This is a genomic window from Streptomyces sp. NPDC043176 (genome assembly GCF_056436715.1).
In genome coordinates this window covers 114,534-133,732 of sequence record NZ_JBWKCA010000010.1, presented here as the reverse complement: position 1 = coordinate 133,732, position 19,199 = coordinate 114,534, and the positions used below count along the sequence as shown (strand labels likewise).

The 19,199-nt window shown below is 71.8% G+C and carries 18 protein-coding genes; 8 read left to right on the top strand and 10 right to left on the bottom strand.

The features are described from left to right. Nucleotides 1-238 precede the first annotated feature (238 nt). Complete coding sequence (locus tag AC067A_RS18655) at nt 239-862, top strand: CBS domain-containing protein (RefSeq protein ID WP_479243548.1); 624 nt, start codon at nt 239-241, stop codon at nt 860-862. A 22-nt stretch (nt 863-884) separates the two neighbouring features. Further along, nucleotides 885-1,874 (top strand): Acg family FMN-binding oxidoreductase, encoded by a 990-nt coding sequence (locus AC067A_RS18650; RefSeq protein WP_479243547.1) that lies wholly within the window; start codon nt 885-887, stop codon nt 1,872-1,874. A 27-nt stretch (nt 1,875-1,901) separates the two neighbouring features. Here the strand turns inward: AC067A_RS18650 and AC067A_RS18645 are convergent, their stop codons facing one another. Genes AC067A_RS18645 through AC067A_RS18635 form a run of 3 tightly spaced genes read right to left on the bottom strand, consistent with a single transcriptional unit; the run spans nt 1,902 to nt 6,141 of the window. After that, a complete protein-coding gene (locus tag AC067A_RS18645) occupies nt 1,902-4,292 on the bottom strand; it encodes a glycoside hydrolase family 65 protein (RefSeq protein WP_479243546.1) in 2,391 nt (796 codons plus the stop codon). Beyond that, nucleotides 4,289-5,062 (bottom strand): HAD family hydrolase, encoded by a 774-nt coding sequence (locus AC067A_RS18640; protein ID WP_479243545.1) that lies wholly within the window; start codon nt 5,060-5,062, stop codon nt 4,289-4,291. Before AC067A_RS18640 ends, AC067A_RS18645 begins: the two co-directional genes overlap by 4 nt. Further along, nucleotides 5,062-6,141: a zinc-dependent alcohol dehydrogenase family protein gene (locus AC067A_RS18635; protein ID WP_479243544.1), complete on the bottom strand. Its 1,080-nt coding sequence runs from the start codon at nt 6,139-6,141 to the stop codon at nt 5,062-5,064. The genes AC067A_RS18640 and AC067A_RS18635 overlap by 1 nt, the downstream gene beginning before the upstream one ends. 173 nt (nt 6,142-6,314) lie before the next feature. On the opposite strand from AC067A_RS18635, the gene AC067A_RS18630 reads away from it, so the two are divergent. From AC067A_RS18630 to AC067A_RS18610, 5 genes are all read left to right on the top strand, one after another. Beyond that, nucleotides 6,315-7,742: an MBL fold metallo-hydrolase RNA specificity domain-containing protein gene (locus AC067A_RS18630; RefSeq protein WP_479243543.1), complete on the top strand. Its 1,428-nt coding sequence runs from the start codon at nt 6,315-6,317 to the stop codon at nt 7,740-7,742. Nucleotides 7,743-8,032: 290 nt separating this feature from the next. Further along, nucleotides 8,033-8,686: a CBS domain-containing protein gene (locus tag AC067A_RS18625; RefSeq protein WP_479243542.1), complete on the top strand. Its 654-nt coding sequence runs from the start codon at nt 8,033-8,035 to the stop codon at nt 8,684-8,686. Nucleotides 8,687-8,688: 2 nt separating this feature from the next. Beyond that, nucleotides 8,689-10,029: a nicotinate phosphoribosyltransferase gene (locus AC067A_RS18620; RefSeq protein WP_479243541.1), complete on the top strand. Its 1,341-nt coding sequence runs from the start codon at nt 8,689-8,691 to the stop codon at nt 10,027-10,029. Continuing rightward, a complete protein-coding gene (locus tag AC067A_RS18615; RefSeq protein WP_479243540.1) occupies nt 10,026-10,640 on the top strand; it encodes a CBS domain-containing protein in 615 nt (204 codons plus the stop codon). Before AC067A_RS18620 ends, AC067A_RS18615 begins: the two co-directional genes overlap by 4 nt. Continuing rightward, the gene (locus AC067A_RS18610) at nt 10,637-11,296 is read left to right on the top strand and encodes a DUF4389 domain-containing protein (protein WP_479243539.1); all 660 of its coding nucleotides are present in this window, start codon (nt 10,637-10,639) and stop codon (nt 11,294-11,296) included. Before AC067A_RS18615 ends, AC067A_RS18610 begins: the two co-directional genes overlap by 4 nt. Here AC067A_RS18610 and AC067A_RS18605 read toward each other — a convergent pair. The 7 genes from AC067A_RS18605 to AC067A_RS18575 form a co-directional block, all read right to left on the bottom strand. Beyond that, the gene (locus AC067A_RS18605; RefSeq protein WP_479243538.1) at nt 11,266-13,965 is read right to left on the bottom strand and encodes a cation-translocating P-type ATPase; all 2,700 of its coding nucleotides are present in this window, start codon (nt 13,963-13,965) and stop codon (nt 11,266-11,268) included. The two genes, AC067A_RS18610 and AC067A_RS18605, sit on opposite strands and share 31 nt — an antisense overlap. Further along, a complete protein-coding gene (locus tag AC067A_RS18600; protein WP_479243537.1) occupies nt 13,958-14,551 on the bottom strand; it encodes an Rv1733c family protein in 594 nt (197 codons plus the stop codon). The genes AC067A_RS18605 and AC067A_RS18600 overlap by 8 nt, the downstream gene beginning before the upstream one ends. A gap of 64 nt (nt 14,552-14,615) precedes the next feature. Next, nucleotides 14,616-15,071 (bottom strand): Hsp20/alpha crystallin family protein, encoded by a 456-nt coding sequence (locus tag AC067A_RS18595; protein ID WP_479243536.1) that lies wholly within the window; start codon nt 15,069-15,071, stop codon nt 14,616-14,618. A 214-nt stretch (nt 15,072-15,285) separates the two neighbouring features. Then, nucleotides 15,286-15,699, bottom strand: a complete 414-nt coding sequence (locus AC067A_RS18590; RefSeq protein WP_030690711.1) for a CBS domain-containing protein — start codon at nt 15,697-15,699, stop codon at nt 15,286-15,288. A gap of 372 nt (nt 15,700-16,071) precedes the next feature. Next, nucleotides 16,072-17,073: a universal stress protein gene (locus AC067A_RS18585; protein ID WP_479243535.1), complete on the bottom strand. Its 1,002-nt coding sequence runs from the start codon at nt 17,071-17,073 to the stop codon at nt 16,072-16,074. Beyond that, nucleotides 17,070-17,600: a universal stress protein gene (locus AC067A_RS18580; protein ID WP_479243534.1), complete on the bottom strand. Its 531-nt coding sequence runs from the start codon at nt 17,598-17,600 to the stop codon at nt 17,070-17,072. The genes AC067A_RS18585 and AC067A_RS18580 overlap by 4 nt, the downstream gene beginning before the upstream one ends. After that, nucleotides 17,549-17,968: a universal stress protein gene (locus tag AC067A_RS18575; protein WP_479243533.1), complete on the bottom strand. Its 420-nt coding sequence runs from the start codon at nt 17,966-17,968 to the stop codon at nt 17,549-17,551. The genes AC067A_RS18580 and AC067A_RS18575 overlap by 52 nt, the downstream gene beginning before the upstream one ends. 223 nt (nt 17,969-18,191) lie before the next feature. Between AC067A_RS18575 and AC067A_RS18570 the strand changes: the two genes are divergently transcribed. Then, complete coding sequence (locus AC067A_RS18570) at nt 18,192-19,049, top strand: universal stress protein (RefSeq protein WP_479243532.1); 858 nt, start codon at nt 18,192-18,194, stop codon at nt 19,047-19,049. The last annotated feature ends 150 nt before the right edge of the window (nt 19,050-19,199 follow it).

The following is a 19,199-nucleotide window of genomic DNA, read 5'->3' as shown; positions in this document are numbered from 1 at the left end:
CAGGGTCCGAGGGACTTCCTTTCCACCCTGACAGCCGGCTTCGGGCTGCCGGAGGGCCGCTGGGGGCAATGACGGGGCCAAAAGGGTCCCCACCCCCGGCCGGGCAGGGCGCGGAGACGCCGTGACGAGCCCGTTCGGTCCTGAGGGTGGACCATTCGGCCCTCGTACGACTCGGGCGCGCGTCGGAGAGTGGTCACGCGGGGAGCACCGTCCGAACCCTCGAACAGGAGGCGCGGCGATGAAGCACATGAAGGTCGGCGGTCTGATGACCGACGACGTGGTCTCCGCCGTCCCCACGATGTCGTTCAGGGAGGTGGCGAAGTCGCTCGCCGAGCACGAGATCAGCGGGGTCCCCGTCGTGGACGACGACGACCATGTCGTCGGAGTCGTCTCCGAGAGCGACCTCCTGGCTCGCCACGAGCTGACCGCGCGGGACCTGATGACCACGCCGGCCGTCACGGTGCACGCCGAGGAGACGGTGGCGGACGCGGCACGGCTGATGGTGCGCCGCGGAGTCGAGCGCCTTCCCGTCGTCGACGAGGAGGAACGGCTGGTGGGCATCGTGACCCGCCGCGATCTGCTCGGTGTCTACCTGCGTCCGGACGCGGAGATACGGCGCCGCATCTGTGAGGACGTCCTCTCGGACACCATGGGCCTCCCCGAGTACGCGGTGGACGTGCACGTCCTCGACGGCGTGGTGACGCTGGGGGGCCACGTCCGGCAGCGGAGCCAGGCGCGGATGCTCGTCGGACTCGCCGAGCGCGTCGACGGCGTCGTCGCCGTTGTGGACCGGCTGTCCTTCACAGAGGACGACACACGACCCGCGTCCCCCGCCCGGACTCCCCACGACATCTCCTGGTAACCCATCGCAGACAGGACGAACCGTGTCTACCACCGCCCTGACCCGACCACTCGTGATGTCGCTGATCGAAGACGCCGTCACGGCTCCCTCCATGCACAACGCACAGCCCTGGAAGTTCGTCCACAGGACGGGCCCCGGAATCATCGAGCTGCACGGGGATCCGCTGCGCGGCATGCCGCGCGAGGACCCGGACCACCGAGCCCTCCACCTCGGTTGCGGCGCCGCCCTGTTCGGCCTGCGCGTCGCCGCCGTGCACCGGGGCCTGCGTCCCGTGGTCCGGTTGCTGCCCCGTCCCGACGATCCCTGGCACCTCGCCGACGTGCGCCTCGACGGCCCCGACGACGCCGACAGCGAACTGGGCACACTCCATGGCGCCCTGTCGCGTCGGCACACCAGCCGTTTCCCCTTCACCGAGGAGCGGATCCCGTCCGAGGTGATCGACGGGCTCCGTACCGCGGCCCTCCTGGAGGGCTGCCGACTCGTCGTGCCCGGAGCGTGGCACACCGACACCGTCATGGATCTCGTTCACGCCTCCGAGCTGTTCGAGGCGGCGGACGAGGCCGTACGCACGGAGATCGCCGTCTGGACACGCACGGGTGCGGCCGGGGAAGGCCCCGGCACCGAGGGCATCCCCTCGTACGCCTTCGGCCCGCGACAGTACGACGTGACCTCCCCCGTCAGGGACTTCGGCGCCCCCCGCCAGGTGGCCGGCCGTGCCTCGGCGCGGTTCGAGAAGACGCCGCAGATCGCGCTGCTCGGCACGGTCGGCGACACCCGGGAGGATTGGCTGAAGGCCGGCCAGGCCATGCAGCGGATCCTGCTCCAGGCCACCCTCGACGGCCTTGCCACCTCCCTCATGTCCCAGCCCCTGGAATGGCCCGAACTCCGTTCCGACGCACGCGATCCCGGCTCGACGATGGGCTTCGTCCACATGGTGTTCCGCCTGGGCTACGGCCCCGGGGGCCGTGCCACGCCGCGCCGTCCGGTCTCCGAGGTGCTCGCTTTCGACTGAACCGCCTCGCACGGACGGAGCCGCTTCTCACAGCCGGAACCAACGCTCCTGGCCGGGTGCGACAGTGACTCTCCGGTCGCCGGGGAGGACGACGGCGAGCGGGCCCGCGGGCGAGGCGGGTACCCGGACGGCCAGCCGACCGGGAAGCATCCGCAGGCGTACTCCTCGATGACGGCCGACGCACAGGGTGAAGGCGAACCTGGGGATCTCCGCCAGCGGCACCGGAGCCACGCGAAGGCCCTCCGGGCCCGTCTCCAGGCCGGTGATCCCGCGTTCAACGAGGTCGACCGTGCCGGCCATCGCGCCGAGGTGGATGCCCTCGCCGGTCGTCCCTCCCTGGACGTCGGCCACGTCGGCGAGCAGGGCCTCCTCACAGTACCGCCAGGCGTCGGCGCCCTTCTGCCGGGCGAGCACCCACCCGTGGACGAGGCTGCTGAGCGTCGATCCGTGACTGGTGCGCCGCAGGTAGTACGAGACGGTCGCCCGCCACACCTCGTCGTCCAGCGCGTAACCGAGCCGGCCGAACAAGCCGTGAAGCTCATCGGGCCGGAAGAGGTAACCGAGCATGAGGGTGTCGGCCTGCTTCGACGCCTGGTAGCGGTTGACCGTGTCGCCCTCGGCCTCCAGGATCCGGTCGAGGCGGCGGATGTCGCCGTAGCGGGCGCGATACGCCTCCCAGTCGAGTTCCGCCAGCTCGCCGTATCCCTCGAACTGGCTCACCACGCCCTGGTGGAACGGCACGTACAGGCGTCGGGAGACACCCTCCCAGCGGGCGATCTCGTCCTCGTCCAGGGAGAGCCGTTCCGAGAGTTCCGAGCGGCGGGCCCCGGGCAGTTCACCGAGCAGGTCGAGGCCGCGGGCGAGCACCCAGGCGGCGGTCGCGTTGGTGTAGGCGTTGTCGTCGATCCCCGGGGTCGTGGCATCGGGGTAGGCGTCATGGTACTCGTCGGGTCCCACGACTCCGCGGATGCGGTAGCGGCCGATTGCCGGGTCGAACGTGGCGGCGCCGGCCCAGTAGCGGGCGACCTCCAGGAGGATCTCCGCGCCTGCGGAGTGGAGGAATCCGCGGTCGCCGGTCGCCTGCGCGTGCCGCCAGACGTTGTACGCGACGGCCGAGCCCACATGGCGCTGGAGCCGTGAGTGGTCGGCCAGCCAGCGGCCCGAACGCGGGTTGAGGTGCAGGGCCTGGGTCTCCTCCCGGCCCGAACTCGCGCTCTGCCAGGGGTACATGGCCCCGTGCTGACCGGCGAGCCGGGCTGCCTCGCGGGCGGCCGGCAGTCGACGGTGCCGGTACATGAGCAGCGCCCGGGCCACCTCGGGGAAGTGGAGATCGAGATAGGGCAGGACGAAGAGCTCGTCCCAGAAGACGTGCCCCCGGTACGCCTCCCCGTGCAGCCCTCGGGCGGGCACGCCCACGTCGAGGCCCGCCGTGTGCGGCGAGAGCGTCTGCAGCAGGTGGAACACGTGCAGCCGCAGGATGCGGCCCGCTTCCCCGGGCACGTGCAACTCGCCCTGTTCCCAGACGCGCAGCCAGGCCGCCTTGTGGGCGGAGAGCAGCCGCGGGAACGCGGGAGCGTGGGCGATCGCTTCGGTGGCCGCGGAGAGCGGGTCGACGGCCGGCCAGTCCGTCGAGGTGTGCAGTGCCAGAGTCTTCACGACCATCGCGGAGCGGCCGGGACCGACCGGCAGGTGGTACGTCTGCGTGGTGCCGGCCCCGGTGGCCGCCTCCCACGCGGGCCGTGCGGGGCAGGCGACCGTGCGCACGGCCATGGCAATCCTGATGCCCGGATCGACGGTACGGCAGGAGATCCAGGCGACGCCGTCGGGCTCGAACCCGGCCCGGTGGTCCGTCAGATGACGCCCGTCAAGGTGCCGGTAGCGTTCCACTCCGGCGTTGGTGACGGAGCCGTCGAGGACTGACCGCACCTCGACGGAGCCGCTCCAGCCGTAGGCGCGGAACAGGGTGCGCTGGGCCGCAAGGCCGGAGTTCCCCATGTGCACGACGCGGATGTGGCTGACGCGCAGGCCCCGCCCGGCGGCGTCCTCGAAGAACAGGCGTCGGGTGAGCACACCCGCGCGCAGGTCGAGACGGACGTCGTAGTGGCGCAGCTCCCCGGAGTCGGGCGTCAGCCAGTCGCCGGGCGGCCCGTCGGTCGGCAGGCGGCGGTAGTGCAGCAGCGTCCAGTTCGGAAGGTTGACGAGGTCCTCGTTGTCGACCCGCTCGCCGGCGACGACCGAGGTGCGCCGGTCGTAGCAGCCGGCCAGGTAGGTCCCCGGATAGTGCGGGCCTCCGGCAGGACACTCGGGAGCGGAGCCCCGGGTGGCGAACCGGCCGTTGCCGAGCGTGCAGAGCGCTTCGACCAGCGCCTCGCGCCCCGGGTCGTAACGGTCGTACCCCCACGTCCAGTCGGCGGTCATCCGCTCCCACCCCACACGCTCCGGACCAGCGTCGTGAGATCGGGGACCACCAGGTCGGCGCCCTGCTTTCGTAGGAGGTCGGTGGTGCGCCGAGACGGGGTGCGATCGACTCCGACGACGAGACCGAAACCGCCGCGACGCGCCGCCTGGACTCCGGCGAGTGCGTCCTCGGCGACCGCGGTCTCTCCCGGGTAGCTGCCGAGAAGGGCAGCCGCCCGAAGGAAGAGCGCGGGGTCCGGCTTGCCGGCGAGGCCGAGCCGGGCGGCGTCCTCGCCGTCCACGATCTCCGCGAGGAGACCGGCGAGCCCCGCGGCACGGATCAGGGCTCGGGCGTGCCGCGAGGCGGACACTGCGGCGCACGCCACGCCCGCCGCGCGCAGAGCCGCGAGAGCGGGCCGGACGTCGGCGAAGGCCGTGACGCCTTCCGTACGAAGCAGATCGACGAAAGCTTGTTCCTTGTGTGCGGCGACGCCCCAGACCGTGCCGCAGCCGGGGGCGTCGTGCGGTCCTCCCTTCGGGAGGTGGAGGCCGCGGGCGGTGAGGAAGGCCGCGGCGCCGTCGTACCGGGACCTGCCGTCGACGAGCCGGCGGTACTCGGCGTCCGCGTCGAAGGGCGGCTGTGTCCCACTGTCGGGCGCCAGTCGTTCGAGGCAGGCGTCGAACGCGGTCTTCCACGCCGCCGCGTGCACGACGGCGGAGTCGAGCAGTACGCCGTCGGTGTCGAGGACGACACCCGCCGGCGGCCGAGAACCCGGGTCTCGGCCGTTCATCAGTCCACCGACGCGTCGGGGAGGCTGACGGCCGTGTGTTGCGGGCCGCCCAGCGCGACCTTCAAGGCGCCGGTCTCGGCCGCCCGGCCGAAGACCTCGTACGCCTCCTCCATCTGCCCCAGCTCGAACCGATGGGTGACCAGTTCCGCCGACGGCAGCCGCCCGGCGGCCATCATGCGCAGCAGCATGGGCGTGGACGAGGTGTCCACCAGGCCGGTGGTGATCGTGACGTCCCTGATCCACAGGTCTTCGAGGTGGAGGACCGCCGGCTTGCCGTGGACTCCGATGTTGGCGACCCTGCCGCCGGGGCGGACCATCCGGGTGCACATCTCGAACGCCTCCGGAACGCCGACGGCCTCCATGACGACGTCGGCGCCGAGGCCTTCGGTCAGATCCGCGACCAGCTGTTCCGGGTCTTCTTCCGCGTTCACGGTGGCGTCCGCGCCGAGGGCACGGGCGGCGGCCAGCCGCGACTCGGCCAGGTCGACGGCGACGATCCGGCCCGGACTGTAGAAGCCGGCCGTAACGATGGCGGCGAGACCGATGGGGCCCGCACCGACGACGACCACCGTGTCGGCGGGTCGCACGGCGCCGTTCAGGACTCCGACCTCGTAGGACGTGGGGAAGATGTCGGCGAGCAGGACCGCGTCGGAGCCTTCGACGGTATCCGGCAGCGGGTGGACGGACAGGTCGGCGAAGGGCACGCGGACGTACTCGGCCTGGGTGCCGTCGACGGTGTGGCCGAGGATCCAGCCGCCTCCGCCACGGCACTGCCCGTAACGGTTCTCCCGGCAGAAGCGGCACCTGCCGCACGCGGAGATGCAGGAGACCAGGACGCGGTCTCCCGGTCGCACCGTGCGGACGTCGCTTCCGGTCTCGACCACGGTGCCCACCGCCTCGTGTCCGAGGACCCGGCCGGGCGTCACCTCCGGCACGTCCCCCTTGAGGATGTGCAGGTCCGTGCCGCAGATGGTGACGACGTCGACCCGGACGATCGCGTCGGCGGGGTCCTCGATGCCCGGGTCGGGCACGTCCTGCCAGGCGATCCGACCCGGCCCATGGAAGACGAGTGCCTTCATGGTGTCCACCTGCTTCCTGTCGCACGGCGCTGCGGTCCTCGTCCACCAGGCTCCCGGGAACCCTCCAGCGGCGCATGAGCCGGTCGGCCCTCGAATGGGGCCGCTCGGACCCTCCGGACCCGGCCTGTCCGGATGCGAGGGTGGAGACGGTCCACTCCGAAGGAGGGCTGACCATGTCCGAGGCAGCCCCGCACGCCGCCCCCACCGCTCCGCGACCCGCCCTGCTCAGTTTCCTGGGGGGTGTGGGGACGGTCACCGGAAGCAAGTTCCTGGTCGAGAGCGACCATGCTCGGATCCTCCTCGACTGCGGTCTCTTCCAGGGTTTCGCGACCTTGCGGCGCCGCAACTGGGAGCGGTTCGCCCGCGACGCCGCGGACATCGACGCCGTGGTCGTCACCCATGCCCACCTGGACCACTGCGGCTACCTGCCGCGCCTGGTCCGGCAGGGCTTTCGAGGACCGATCCTCACCAGCGCTCACACGGCCCGGCTCGCCGGGATCGTGCTGCGCGACAGCGCCCGTCTCCAGATGGAGGCCGCCCGGCACGCCGACGAGCACGGCTGGTCCAAGCACCGTCCCGCCAAGCCGCTGTACGACGACTCCGACGTGGAGAAGACGCTGTCCTTCTTCGACCCGGTCCCGGTCGGCGAGGACGTGGAGGTCATGGCCAGCACACGGCTGACGCTGCGCCACGGCGGGCACATCCTGGGGTCGGCCTGGGCGCACCTGACGCTGGAGGACGGGCACACCCTGGCCGTGTCCGGGGACCTGGGACGGCCCGGACACCCGCTGCTGCTGCCGCCCGAGCCCTTCTCCGACGCCGACGTGCTGCTGGTGGAGTCCACGTACGGCGACCGCCGCCACGACCAGGAGTCCGCCCGATCGGAGTTCGCCGCCGTGATCGCCCGGACCCTCGCCCGGAACGGCACCGTCGTCATCCCCGCCTTCGCCATCGACCGCACCGAGGTCGTCCTGCACGAACTGACCCTGCTGCGCGAGACGGGCGTCCTGCCCCGGCCGGTGCCCGTGTACGTGGACAGCCCCATGGCCCTGGCCACCCTCGACGTCTACCGAGACGCGGTACGCGAGCGCTCCCCCGAGCTGCGGCCGGAGATCCTCGCCGAGGGAGCCGCCGCGCTGAGCCCGGAGCCGTTCCTCGCCGCGCGGACCGTCCAGGAATCCATCGAGATCAACGAGGTCGGCGGCCCCGCCGTCATCGTCTCCTCGGCCGGCATGGCCACCGGCGGCCGTGTCCTGCACCACCTGCACCGGCTGCTCCCCGACCCGCGCAACGCGGTCGTCGTGGTCGGCTTCGCCGCGGCCGGCACCCGGGCACGGGACCTGGTGGACGGCGCCCGCGTGCTGAAGATGTTCGGTGAGTACGTGCCCGTACGCGCCGAGGTCGCCGACGTTCCCCACTTCTCGGCACACGCCGACGCCGACCAGATCATCGACTGGCTGCGCGGCGCCCCCGCCCCGCACACCACCTACCTCGTCCACGGCGAACCGGCCGCGTCCCAGGCGTTGCGCGACCGCATCGACCGCGAACTGGGCTGGACGGCCGTCGTGCCCCGCTCGGGCGAGGCCGTCCTGGTCCGGTGACGGGGTCCTTCGGCCCCCGGGTGTGACCTGTGCGGCCCTCCCTGTGGCCGCCGCCACGCGGAAGTCTGTGGAGGAAGGGCTGGAGGCACACCATGAGCATGCAGCTGGACGAACTCCCTTCGGAGTCGGCGGGACCAGCTCCTGCGGCGGGCCGGCTCGCCCGGTCCGGTTCTGCGTGGACCCGCGTACCTTCCGCTAGCGACAGCGTGCCGACCGCTTCCGGATCATCGGATCCGGGCGGGTCCCTGCGGCAGCATCGGCACGCCGACTCCTCAGGTAAGGAAAGAGCGATGGCACCCCAGCCGTTCACCGTCGCCGATATGATGACCAAGAAGGTCGTCGCCGTCCGGCCCGGCGCGGAGTTCAAGGAGATCGTCGCCGCCATGGAGCGGTGGAAGGTCACCGCCGTACCGGTCGTCGAGGGCGAGGGCCGCGTCGTCGGCGTGGTCTCCGAGGCCGATCTGCTCCTCAAGGAGGAGTTCCACGACCACCGCCTCGGTCTCATGGAACAGATGCGGCGTCTCGACGCCACGGCCAAGGCGGGTTCTCGCCGGGCCGAAGACCTGATGACCTCGCCCGCCGTCACCGTCGCTCCTGGTGCGTCCCTGCCCCAGGCCGCACGCCTCATGGCCGCCCATCGCGTGAAACGGCTACCGGTCGTCGACGCGAGCGGCGTCATCCAGGGGATCGTGAGCCGGTCCGACCTCCTCAAGGTCTTCCTCCGCCCGGACGAGCACCTCGCCGCCGAAGTACGCCACGACGTCGTCGAGCACCTGTTCCCGCTCTCTCACCGCCGGGTCGAGGTCCGTGTCGACGCCGGAGTCGTGACGTTGTCCGGCGAGGTCCGCGACAGCACGCTCATCCCGCTCGCCGCCCGGCTTGCCCGCGGGGTCGAGGGCGTGGTGGACGTACGGTGCGAACTCACCGCCGAGGGCCGGACGTAGCCATGTCCGAGGTGACCGCCACCGACCTGTACGAGGTCACGATGGCGCTCTCGTACCCGCGGGAGGACATGCGGGCCCCTGCCACCTTCAGCCTCTTCGTCCGTGACCTACCGCCGGGCCGCGGGTTCCTCGTCGCCGCAGGGCTGGAACCGGCCCTCGACCACCTCTCCCGCTTCCGGGTGGGCGGCACCGACGTCAAAGAGTTCGCCGAGACGCTGCGGCGGCCGGTCGAGGACCTCGAACCGCTGCACGGGCTGTCGTTCGACGGGCAGGTCCGCGCCGTGCCCGAAGGCCGGCTGGTCCTCGCCGGTGAGCCGCTCCTGGAGGTCACCGCGCCGCTGCCACAGGCCCAGCTCGTGGAGACGTACCTGCTGTGGCTCCTCTGCCATCAGACGGCCGTCGCGTCCAAGGCGGCGCGGTGCGTTCTCGCTGCCGCCGGGCGGCCCCTCGTGGACTTCTCCCTGCGCCGCACACACGGCCCCGAGGCAGGCATGCAGGCGGCCCGCCTCTGCGCGCTCGTCGGCTTCGCCGGCACCAGCAACGTCGCCGCCGCCCACCGGTACGGCATCCCTGCCGTCGGCACGATGGCTCACTCGTACATCGAGGCCTTCGCCTCCGAGGAGCAGGCGTTCCGGGCCTTCGCCCGCACCCATCCCGGCCCGGTGACCTTCCTGGTCGACACCTTCGACACAGGCCGTGGTGTCGCGACGGCGGCACGCGTGCTCAGGGACCTCGGACTGGGCCCGGGGTGCGGGATACGCCTCGACAGCGGAGACCTGGGCGCGCTGGCTCACCGGGCCCGCGCGGCCCTCGACGAGGCGGGCCTGGGGGACGTGCAGATCATCGCGAGCGGCGGTCTGGACGAATACGGCGTCGCCCGGCTCGTGCGGAAGGGGGCGCCGATCGACGTGTTCGCCGTGGGGACGAAGGTCGGCACGGCCGCCGACGCGCCGTACATGGACGCGGCGTACAAACTGGTCGAGTACGACGGGCGGCCCGTCATGAAGCTCTCCTCGGCGAAGGTGACGGCGCCGGCTCCGAAGCAGGTCTTCCGCGGTCCCGGCCTGCGGGACGTCATCGGCCTGGTGAAGGAGGAGTCTCCCGAGGGTACGGAGCCCCTGCTGCGGACCGTGATGCGCCACGGTCTGCGTACGGAGCCGCCCGACACCTTGGCCGCCGCCCAGGCCCGCTTCGAGGCCGACGTCGCGGCGCTGCCGGAAGAGGCCAGGAGCATCGAACATCCAGTGCCACCGCTGCCTGCGGTATCAGCGCGGCTGGCGGCCTTGACCGCAGTCGTACGACACCGGATCCAGGCACAGGCTTGGGAAGGTGACGGCCGATGAGGCACCGCAGCGTCGCGGATCTGATGACGCCCACGGCGGTCAGCGTCGTCCCAGGCACGACGTTCAAGGAGATCGCCCGGCTCCTGGACGAGTTCGACATCACCGCGGTGTGCGTGGTGGACGAGTCGAACCGGCCTCTGGGCGTGGTCTCGGAGGCGGACCTGGTACGCCGCCGTGCCGCAGGGGCCGTGCTCGACACGGCAGGCGCGCTCATGTCGAGCCCCGCCGTCGTCGCCCGGCCCGAGTGGAGCGTGGTGCGGGCCGCCCGTGTGATGGACCGGGCCGGGGTCAAGCGCCTGCCCGTGGTCGACGCCGAAGGGCAGCTCGTGGGCGTCCTCAGCCGCAGCGACCTTGTACAGCTTTTTCTGCGCAGGGACCGTGCGATCCAGGGGGAGATCGTCGAGGACGTGGTCACCCACACCCTGGGGCTGAGCCCGTCCGCCCTGTCGGTCGAGGTGGCGGACGGCCGGGTCACGCTCAGCGGCACGGTACGGCGCCGGAGCCTCGTGCCGGTGCTCCTCAGGCTCTGCAACAGCGTCGACGGTGTCGTGGGGGTCGTCGACCGGCTCACGTACGAGGACGACGACCTGCCGAAGGAGGGACGATCATGAGCATTCCCGGCACCTCGCATGCTCCCGTGACGGTGACGGCCGAACTCGACAGTCGGCTGTCCCGCTGGCTGTGGCTGGTCAAATGGATCCTGGTGATCCCCCACTGGATCGTGCTGTTCTTCCTCTGGATCGCCTTCCTCGTCGTGACGGTGATCGCGTTCTTCGCCATCCTGTTCACCGAGCGCTTCCCGCGCGGCCTGTTCGACTTCAACCTCGGCGTGCTCCGCTGGTCCTGGCGCGTGTCGTACTACTCGTACGGCGCACTCGGCACCGACCGCTACCCGCCTTTCAGCCTGGGCCCCGAGCCCGACTACCCGGCCCGGCTCGACATCGCCTACCCGGAGCGGCTCTCCCGCTCAATGGTCCTGGTCAAGTGGTGGCTGCTCGCCATCCCCCACTACCTGGTGATCGCCTTCTTCACCGGCGGCATGCGCGCCGGCTGGTGGAGCGGCGGCCTGATCACCCTGCTGACCCTCATCGCGGGCTTCGCCGTGGCCTTCACCGACCGGTATCCGCGCGACCTGTTCGCCCTGATCGTCGGGCTGAACCGCTGGGTCCTGCGCGTCGCCGCCTACGCGAGCCTCATGACGGACACCTATCCGCCCTTCCGCCTCGACCAGGGTGGTCACGAGCCGGACAGGGGTGCCGCGCGCTGACGGCGCCGCCTGGCGCGCCGCAGCTCGTCCGTGCCCCACACCAGGACCGGGAAGGTCGCGACGAGCAGGATGACGTCCAGGGGCAGGGCAGCCGTGCCGAAGAGGCGCTGGAGCGGGGGCGCGTAGACGAGGGCGGCGGTGAACGCGAGCTCGAAGGCGATGCCGGCGAGCAGCAGCGGATTCGAGAACACCCCGATGTCGCGGAGTGCCGCGTGGTCGGTGCGGGCCGCGAAGGCCGTACCGACCTGGCAGGTGACGATGCCGGCGAAGGTGGCCGTGGTGGCCGTCACGTAGGCGTGGTGCAGGGGGCTGCCCGTGCCCGTGGGATCGCCCGGACGCCAGCCCGCGCGCCAGAGCACGTAGAAGTAGCCGGCCATGACGAGGGCCGCCGAGACCAGGCCCAGGTACCCCCAGCTGCGGACGAGCATGTCGCGGGAGATCACGCCCTGGTGCCGTGGCCGGGGCGGCCGCTGCATGATGCCGGGCTCGGAGCGCTCCCGGCCGAGGGCGAGGGCGGGCAGGGTCTCGGTGCCGAGGTCGATGGCGAGGATCTGCAGGACGGTGAGCGGAAGCGGGACGGCGCCGGCGGAGAGCGCGAAGACGAGGAAGGGCACGATCTCCGGGGTGGCGTGGGCGAAGATGTAGACGATGAACTTGCGGACGTTGTCGTAGACGCGGCGCCCGGACTCGACGGCGGTCACGATGGTGGCGAAGTCGTCGTCGGTGAGGACCATGGTGGCGGCCTCGCGGGCCACGTCGGTGCCGGAGCGCCCCATGGCCACCCCGATGTGGGCACGGTGCAGTGCGGGGGCGTCGTTGACGCCGTCGCCTGTCATGGCGACGATCCGGCCATGGTCCCGCAGAGTGTCGGCCACCTTGAGTTTCGTCTCGGGCGAGGAGCGGGCGAAGACGATCTCGTCGTGGCCCTCCACGAGCAGCCGGTCGAGCTCGTCGTCGCCCAGCGACTCGGAAGCCGCGACCACGTGCAGGCTGGGGACTCCGATGCCCACCTCCCGGGCGACGGCCGCGGCGGTGGCTCCGCTGTCCCCCGTCACGACGTGGACCCGGATCCCAGCCTCGTGGCAGCGGCGGACGGCCTCCGCCACCTCGGGGCGCGGCGGGTCGTACAGCCCGACCAGACCGAGCAGCGTCAGTCCCGATTCGGCGTCCGGGCGTTGTGCCGGCGGCCGAGCGCCCGGCGGCAGGTCGCGCGCGGCGACGGCGAGGACCCGCATGCCGCCCCGGGCCAGTTCCTCCGCCGCCGCGCGAGCGGCGTCCGTGGCGGAGCCGGGAAGGACGCGTGCCAGGACCGCTTCAGGCGCTCCCTTGGCGACGATCCGCAGGTGACGCGTCGCCTCGTCTTCCTGCACGACCGACATCAGCCGCAGCCGCGGATCGAAGCGGAACAGTCCCCGCCGTTCCGCGTCGCGCCGGGCGAGGTCCACCGGGGCCCCGTGGTCGGCGGCTCCGGTGACGAGGGCGGCCTCGGTCGGATCGCCGTGCAGCTCGCCCTCCTCCTCGCGGGTGACGGTGGTGCACAGAGCGCTCGCCCGCACCAGCTCCTGTGCCCAGGGTCCGGGTTCCGCTCCGTGCCCCGCGGTCCAGAGGGCTCTCAGGCGCATGCGGTTGCGGGTCAGCGTGCCGGTCTTGTCCGTGCAGATGACGTTCGTGGAGCCGAGCGTCTCCACGGCGCTGAGTCGTTTCACCAGGGCACCCTCGCGGGCCAGCGCACGGACGCCCACGGCGAGGGCCAGCGTGATGGTCGGAAGCAGACCCTCGGGGACATTGGCGACGAGGAGCCCGATGGCGAACATGAGGGAGTCGGTCACCGGCAGTCCGACGGCCACCCCCAGGATGAGGAACACGGCCCCCATGCCGGTGGCGACGCCGGCGATGAGCCAGGCGACCTTCCTGACCTGTCGTTCCAACGGGCTGGCCTCGCGCCGGGTCCGCTGGCTGAGGGCGGCGATCCGGCCGAGCTCGGTGTGGTTGCCGGTGGCGAACACGATGGCCCGAGCCTGTCCCTCGACACAGGTCGTCCCGCTGAAGACGAGGTTCGGCTCCTCCAGCAGCGGGGCGCCGAGGAGACCGGCCGCAGCCATGCGTTCGGCGGGGAGGGACTCCCCCGTGAGCATCGACAGATCGACTTCCACTCCGCCTTCGGTGACGCGCGCGTCGGCAGGGACCTTGTCGCCCTCTTCCAAGAGGATCACGTCCCCCGGCACCAGGTCGCGGGCCTCCACGGTGAGGGGTCGGCCGTCACGGACGGCGAGGGCGTGCTCGGGCAGGTAGCGCGCGAGGGTCTCCACCGCCCGTTCGGCCTGCCGTTCCTGGAGCAGCGCGAAGGCCGCGTTGACGGCGATGACCGCCAGGATCGCCCAGCCGAGCACCCCGAGATCCGCGACGAAGGCCAGTGCGGCGGCGGCCCAGAGCAGCAGGGCGAGGGGGTGGACCATCTGCCCGACCAGCTCCCGCACGAAGGAGGAGCGGGCCTTGCACCGCACCTCGTTGGGCCCGTGGACCGCGAGGCGGCGAGCGGCCTCGCGGGCGGACAGCCCGTCCGGTCCGGTGGCGAGTTCCCGGCGCAGCCTGGGCAGGGGCTCGCTGGGGTCGAAGGGCAGCGCCTCGGTGGGTGCGGCGGCCCGCTCCGTGGCGGCGCGGTCAGTCATCGTCGGTCCCCGGGGCACTCCCCCGGCGGAGCCGACCGGACCACACGGGTTCGACCCGTTCCCACTCCTGCTCCCAGGCCACGAGCCGACGTGCTTCGGTCTGCCGTCGTACGAGGAGGAGAGTGCCGGCCCCGATCGCTCCGACGGAGGCCGCGGCGACGCTCCCGCCCGAAAGAGAGGTGAGCGCGCGGTCGACGGCGCTGCCCGGTGGGCGGGCGGGGGTACCGGTGTCGTCCACCCAGATCGTCACCGTGCGGCCCCGGGGCGTCCGGGGCGGGACGTGGACGGTGCCGGATCGACGGACGTGGTCGGGCTGTTCCCAGACTGCGGGTGCGACGGCCTGCGGCTTCGCGCCGTACCGGGCGGCGGCGGGCCCGTCCTTGGCCGGTCCGGTGGTGGTCGCCTTCACCTGGTGACGGTGGGAGGCGAGTTCACGGTCGGCCTTGGCTCCGCTGTTCCACAAGCTCCCGGCGGCCACGGCACCGCAGATCAGGGCGGCCATCAGGACGAGGATCAGTGCGGCGCGGCCGCCAGGTCCCGGTCCGGACGGCGTGAGTCGCGGCTCCGAGCGCTTGTGGTGGTCCATGTCGCACCTCCGGGCGGAGTCGCGCCGTGCCTGCCGCCGTGGGCGACCAGGGCCCGCTCGGGGTTCACGACGTGGATTTTTCGGGTGGGGTACCGCCTCGCTTCACCGGGATGGTGCGTGGGGCGCTGCTCTCCTCCTCGGGCACCGGGACCCGGAGGGTGAGGATGCCGTCCGCGTATGACGCCTCGACGTCGTCGGCCGGGATCGTGGCCGGGAGACGTACGGTCCGGCGGAACGATCCGTAGCGGAACTCCGAGTGCTCCTTGTCCTCCTCGCTCTCGCTGTGCTCCGCGCTCAACGTGATCAGGTTGTCGTCGACGGTGATGGTGAAGTCGTCCGGGTCCATTCCGGGCAGTTCGGCCCGCAGCACGTACCCGGCGGCGTCGCTGGACACCTCCACGGGAATGGAGTGAGCAGCCGTCGCGGGCCGCCAACCGGGCAGCCCCGGGAACTCCCGGTTGAACCAGTCGTTGAAGTCGGGGAAGAGGCTGTGCCTGCGTTCCACCTTGCCTCCGGCCATTGTTCTGCTCCTCGTTTCGGGGCCCCAGGACGGTCGTCTTGGACCCGAGTCGGTGCGGACGGGCGGTGTACCGGGTCATGGGACCGGTCCGATTCCGTAACCCCATCGTCCGCCCGCAGAGGTCATGCGGCGCAGCGTCCAAGGGGGCTGTCCGACGGGGCCGAACGGGTCGCACCCGGACCGACCGGCCCATGGCGCCACGGCTCCGGCGCTGTCAGCGGCAGATCTCCTCGACGAAGTGGCCCACCCGTTCCTCCGGCAGGTGCTTCGCCAGGTCCGCCTCGCTGATCATGCCGACCAGGCGGTGGTCGTCGATCACGGGTACGCGGCGGATGCGGTGGTCCTGCATGGTGCGGAGCACCTGCTCGCTGTCGGCGTCCGCGTCGACCGTGATCGGCTTGCCCTGAGCGAGGAGTCCGGCCGTCATGTGGTGGGGGTCCTTGCCCTTGGCGAGGCACTTCACCACGATGTCCCGGTCGGTGATGATGCCGTGGAGCCTGTTGTCCGGCCCGCAGATGGGCAGCGCCCCGACGTCGAGTTCACTCATCCGCCGTGCGGCGTCCATCAGGGTCTCGTTCTCCTGCACGCAGCTCGCACCGGTGTGCATGATTTCCCTTGCGGTCGTCATGGCCGCGTCCTCCTTTCAGACCCCCTGCTCGCTATCCGGCCGCTTCGCCCTCGGTTCAGAGCAAGAGCGTCGACACCCTGACGGTGTGCACCGGGCGCTAGGGACGCCCGTTCGCCCCCTCCGCGGGCAGCTGGTGATTCCTGGGGCGACCGCGCCGCGTATCCGTGGCCGCCTGTCGACCGGGCTCGGCCGACGGCTGGGGGTTCCGGGTGCCTCGGTGCCGTGTCTTCCTGGGCATGCTCACTCCTCCCTTCGTCCGGCGCCGCTCTCGAGCGCCGCCTCCGCCCGGGCCACCTGCCGTGCGCAGATCGAGAGGGCTCGGCCTGCAAGGCTGTCGGGGCCGGGGGCTGATCCGGATGCGCTGCATGGTGTTCACCTCTCCGGGAAACCGGCGGACGGACCGGGTTCGTCCTCTCGCCCCACCGTCCCCCGTGGCGCCCCAGCGTCGAGCGGGCTGGCGGGCCAAGGGCGGCCGGTCGTACGGGAACGGTGCCGATCGGCCCATGGCCGGTCGCCGGTCCGCCCCTCGCGTTGTGGGAGGGGGACGGTGATCACCGGACACATGGCGCGGTGCAGCAAGCCGTGGACCGTGGACCCCAGCCGCATGCCGGAATACCCGCCACGACCTCTTCGACCGACGATCAGGGCGAGGGCCTCCTGGGACACCAGGGCGAGTTGCTCGACGGGGTGTCCCCGAAGCACCTCGTGGGAGACGGCGACGTCCGGATACCTCTCCTCCCACCCCGCCACCGACTCGGCCAGCAGCCTTCGGCATTCGGCCACGCCCTCGTCGAGATCGTCACGGGCGAGGACGGAAGGGGGCCGGACCCGGACGGCCCGCAGTCGTGCCCCGCGCAGGCTCGCCTCTTCGACGGCGAAGGCGACCGCGGCCAGCGCGGACTCGCTTCCGTCCACGCCTACGACGAGGGTCGGCGGGTGCACGGTGGTGTGCTCGGGTGCGCGGACCACGACGACGGGGCAGGCTGCGCGGGCGGCGAGCGGGACGACCACGGAGTTCTCGCTGAACACCTCGGCCGCCCTGCCGAGACGGCGCGAGCCGACGACGACGAGTGCGGCGTGCGCCGCCATGTCGCGCAGGACGGTCGCCGGCACGCCGTTCACGCGTTCCGTCGCGATCCGCAGACCGCCGTGGAGTTCCCGTACGACGTCCTCCGCATGGGCGATCGCCGATTCCCCGCGGATGCGCAGGGCGTTCTGGTGGGCGAGCGCGTCGTACCGGAGCCCCTCGTGGGCGGGTGGTACGGCAACGACCAGACGCAGCGCCAGCCCTCTTCGTACGGCCTCGTCGGCGGCCCAGACGAGAGCGGGGACCGACTGCTCCCGGGGGTCGACTCCGAGGAGGATGTCGTTCACGTCTCCTCGACCCGGGTGGCGAAGGCGGGTGGGACGATCTCCACCGGGCAGTCGGCGTGGTGGACCAGAACGTGGGCGACCCGCCCCAGGGACGGGCCCGCGCCCAGAACACGGTGTTCTCTGCCCATCACGAGCAGATCGGTGTGGGCGGTCACCTCCACCAGGATCCCGGGCGTGCTCGTGCCCGTCTCGACGTGATGGCTGACGTTGAGCCCGGGGTAGAAGTCACGCACGCGGTCGGCGAGCGCCTTGATCTCGTGCACGCGCTGCCGCGCGATCCCGTCCAGGTCGTCCAACATGGTCGCGACGCTGCCGATGTGGGTGAACACGTTCCAGACGCTCACCAGTCGCAACACCGCCTTGCGGGCGTCCGCCTCAGCCGCTGCGACGAGCAACCAGCCGACGTCCGAGGCGCCGTGCACGGCTGCCGTCACCGAGCCCGACTCGGGGCGGTCGCTGTCACCACGGACGACGATCACGGGCGCCTCGGCGCGGGCTGCCACTCCCAGACCGACGGAGCCGAGCATGAGGGTCGAGAAACCACCGAGCCCCCGATTGCCCACCACGATCGTGCCCCGGTGGCCGGCAGCCGCCCGGAGACCGGCTCCTGGTGGCTCAGTTCCCTGGTGACGGCAAGGTCCGGAAAGCGCTCCTGGACCGTCCTCGCGGTCTCGGTCAGCAGGTCGCGGCCCACTTCGCGTACTGCCTGGATCGTCTCGGCGTCGGCGAAGAGGACCCGCCGGTCGGTGTCAGCGGCGTGGACGAGATGCAGGGTCCGCCCCCGTCGGTCCGCCTCGGCGGCGGCCCAGAGGACGGCCGTGCGCCCGGAGGGAGACCCGTCGACTCCCACGACGACATTGCCGAGCTCCGGTCGGGCGGGGATCTCGCTGGTCATGGTTCCTCCTCCGAAGCCCGCTTGGCGCTCGGGGCACGTCACGAGGGGCGACACCTCCACGCTGACACCGTGGCGGCCCTCTCGGGGATGGGCCGTTCGGCCCCGATCGAGACCTGCCCGGCCCTGCTGCCGGGAGGCCGGGACCACCAGCATGAAGTCCGGGATGTCCTACCCGATCCTGACCACGCACGGAACGGGGCGGACACGACTGAGGAGGCATGTCATGACGGCCCAGGTCACCGTCGGTCTCGACAGCTCGAAGGAAAGCCTCATCGCCGTGAACTGGGCCGCGACGGCAGCGGTGCTGCGCGAAGCACCCCTCCGGCTGGTGCACGTGGAGGAGTGGCCGAACACCCCTGAGATACCCCTGGCGTACGCCCGGACCTTGGCCGAGCGGGCCGAGAGTCTCCTGAGGGACGAGTCGGACCGCGTACGGAAGGAACATCCCGACCTCGAGGTCCTCACGGAGCGTGCGCGCGGCCGGGCGGCCGAGGAACTGACAGCCGCCGCGAACGAGGCGGATCTGACCGTGCTCGGATCGCGTGGGCTCGGTGGTGTCCGGGGCTTCATCGTGGGTTCGGTCTCCCTTGCCGTCGTCGGCGCGGCGCGTCAGCCGGTCGCCCTCGTGCGCGCAGAGGGCGCCCCCGTGGCTCCTGGAGGTGGGATCGTGGTGGGCGTCGACATCCGTCACCCGTGCGAAGCCCTGCTGGCGTTCTCGTTCAATGAAGCCGCCCGCAGGGGCACGCCGCTGAGGTTCCTGCACAGCTGGACGCTCCCCGCCTCGTACGGCTACGCGGCCGTCATCGACCCGGGGATCGGCGAGGAGCTGGGCGGTCGCCTCCTCGGAGAGCTGGACGGCCTGCTGGAACCGTGGCGGAAGCGGTACGCCGGTGTGGACGCGGCGGCCACGGCGGTGGTGGGCTCCCCTGCGTACCAGCTGGTCGAGGCATCACAGAACGCGCAGCTCGTCATCGTCGGGCGTCGAAGCCGGAAAGTCCCCCTCGGCACGCATCTCGGCCATGTCGCCCACGCGGTGATCCACCACAGCCCCGCGCCGGTCGCCATCGTCCCCCTGATGTGAGCGAACGGCGGCGACTCTGCTGTCAGCCGCGCACCGGACGTGCTTCAGAGCTGCCAGGCATCGCGGCCTTCCTTCACGGCCATGACCCGCAGGGCGCGTTGTTCGCGAGCCTGGCGGACGACGTGGCCGCGGGCGGAGAACCGCCAGGCT

Bases quoted from the DNA above. Each gene is read 5' to 3' on its own strand.
- AC067A_RS18655 (WP_479243548.1), top strand. From the start codon at position 239: ATGAAGCACATGAAGGTCGGCGGTCTGATGACCGACGACGTGGTCTCC.
- AC067A_RS18645 (WP_479243546.1), bottom strand. From the start codon at position 4,292: ATGACCGCCGACTGGACGTGGGGGTACGACCGTTACGACCCGGGGCGC.
- AC067A_RS18640 (WP_479243545.1), bottom strand. From the start codon at position 5,062: ATGAACGGCCGAGACCCGGGTTCTCGGCCGCCGGCGGGTGTCGTCCTC.
- AC067A_RS18635 (WP_479243544.1), bottom strand. From the start codon at position 6,141: ATGAAGGCACTCGTCTTCCATGGGCCGGGTCGGATCGCCTGGCAGGAC.
- AC067A_RS18630 (WP_479243543.1), top strand. From the start codon at position 6,315: ATGTCCGAGGCAGCCCCGCACGCCGCCCCCACCGCTCCGCGACCCGCC.
- AC067A_RS18625 (WP_479243542.1), top strand. From the start codon at position 8,033: ATGGCACCCCAGCCGTTCACCGTCGCCGATATGATGACCAAGAAGGTC.
- AC067A_RS18620 (WP_479243541.1), top strand. From the start codon at position 8,689: ATGTCCGAGGTGACCGCCACCGACCTGTACGAGGTCACGATGGCGCTC.
- AC067A_RS18615 (WP_479243540.1), top strand. From the start codon at position 10,026: ATGAGGCACCGCAGCGTCGCGGATCTGATGACGCCCACGGCGGTCAGC.
- AC067A_RS18610 (WP_479243539.1), top strand. From the start codon at position 10,637: ATGAGCATTCCCGGCACCTCGCATGCTCCCGTGACGGTGACGGCCGAA.
- AC067A_RS18605 (WP_479243538.1), bottom strand. From the start codon at position 13,965: ATGACTGACCGCGCCGCCACGGAGCGGGCCGCCGCACCCACCGAGGCG.
- AC067A_RS18600 (WP_479243537.1), bottom strand. From the start codon at position 14,551: ATGGACCACCACAAGCGCTCGGAGCCGCGACTCACGCCGTCCGGACCG.
- AC067A_RS18595 (WP_479243536.1), bottom strand. From the start codon at position 15,071: ATGGCCGGAGGCAAGGTGGAACGCAGGCACAGCCTCTTCCCCGACTTC.
- AC067A_RS18590 (WP_030690711.1), bottom strand. From the start codon at position 15,699: ATGACGACCGCAAGGGAAATCATGCACACCGGTGCGAGCTGCGTGCAG.
- AC067A_RS18580 (WP_479243534.1), bottom strand. From the start codon at position 17,600: ATGCTCGGCTCCGTCGGTCTGGGAGTGGCAGCCCGCGCCGAGGCGCCC.
- AC067A_RS18575 (WP_479243533.1), bottom strand. From the start codon at position 17,968: ATGACCAGCGAGATCCCCGCCCGACCGGAGCTCGGCAATGTCGTCGTG.
- AC067A_RS18570 (WP_479243532.1), top strand. From the start codon at position 18,192: ATGACGGCCCAGGTCACCGTCGGTCTCGACAGCTCGAAGGAAAGCCTC.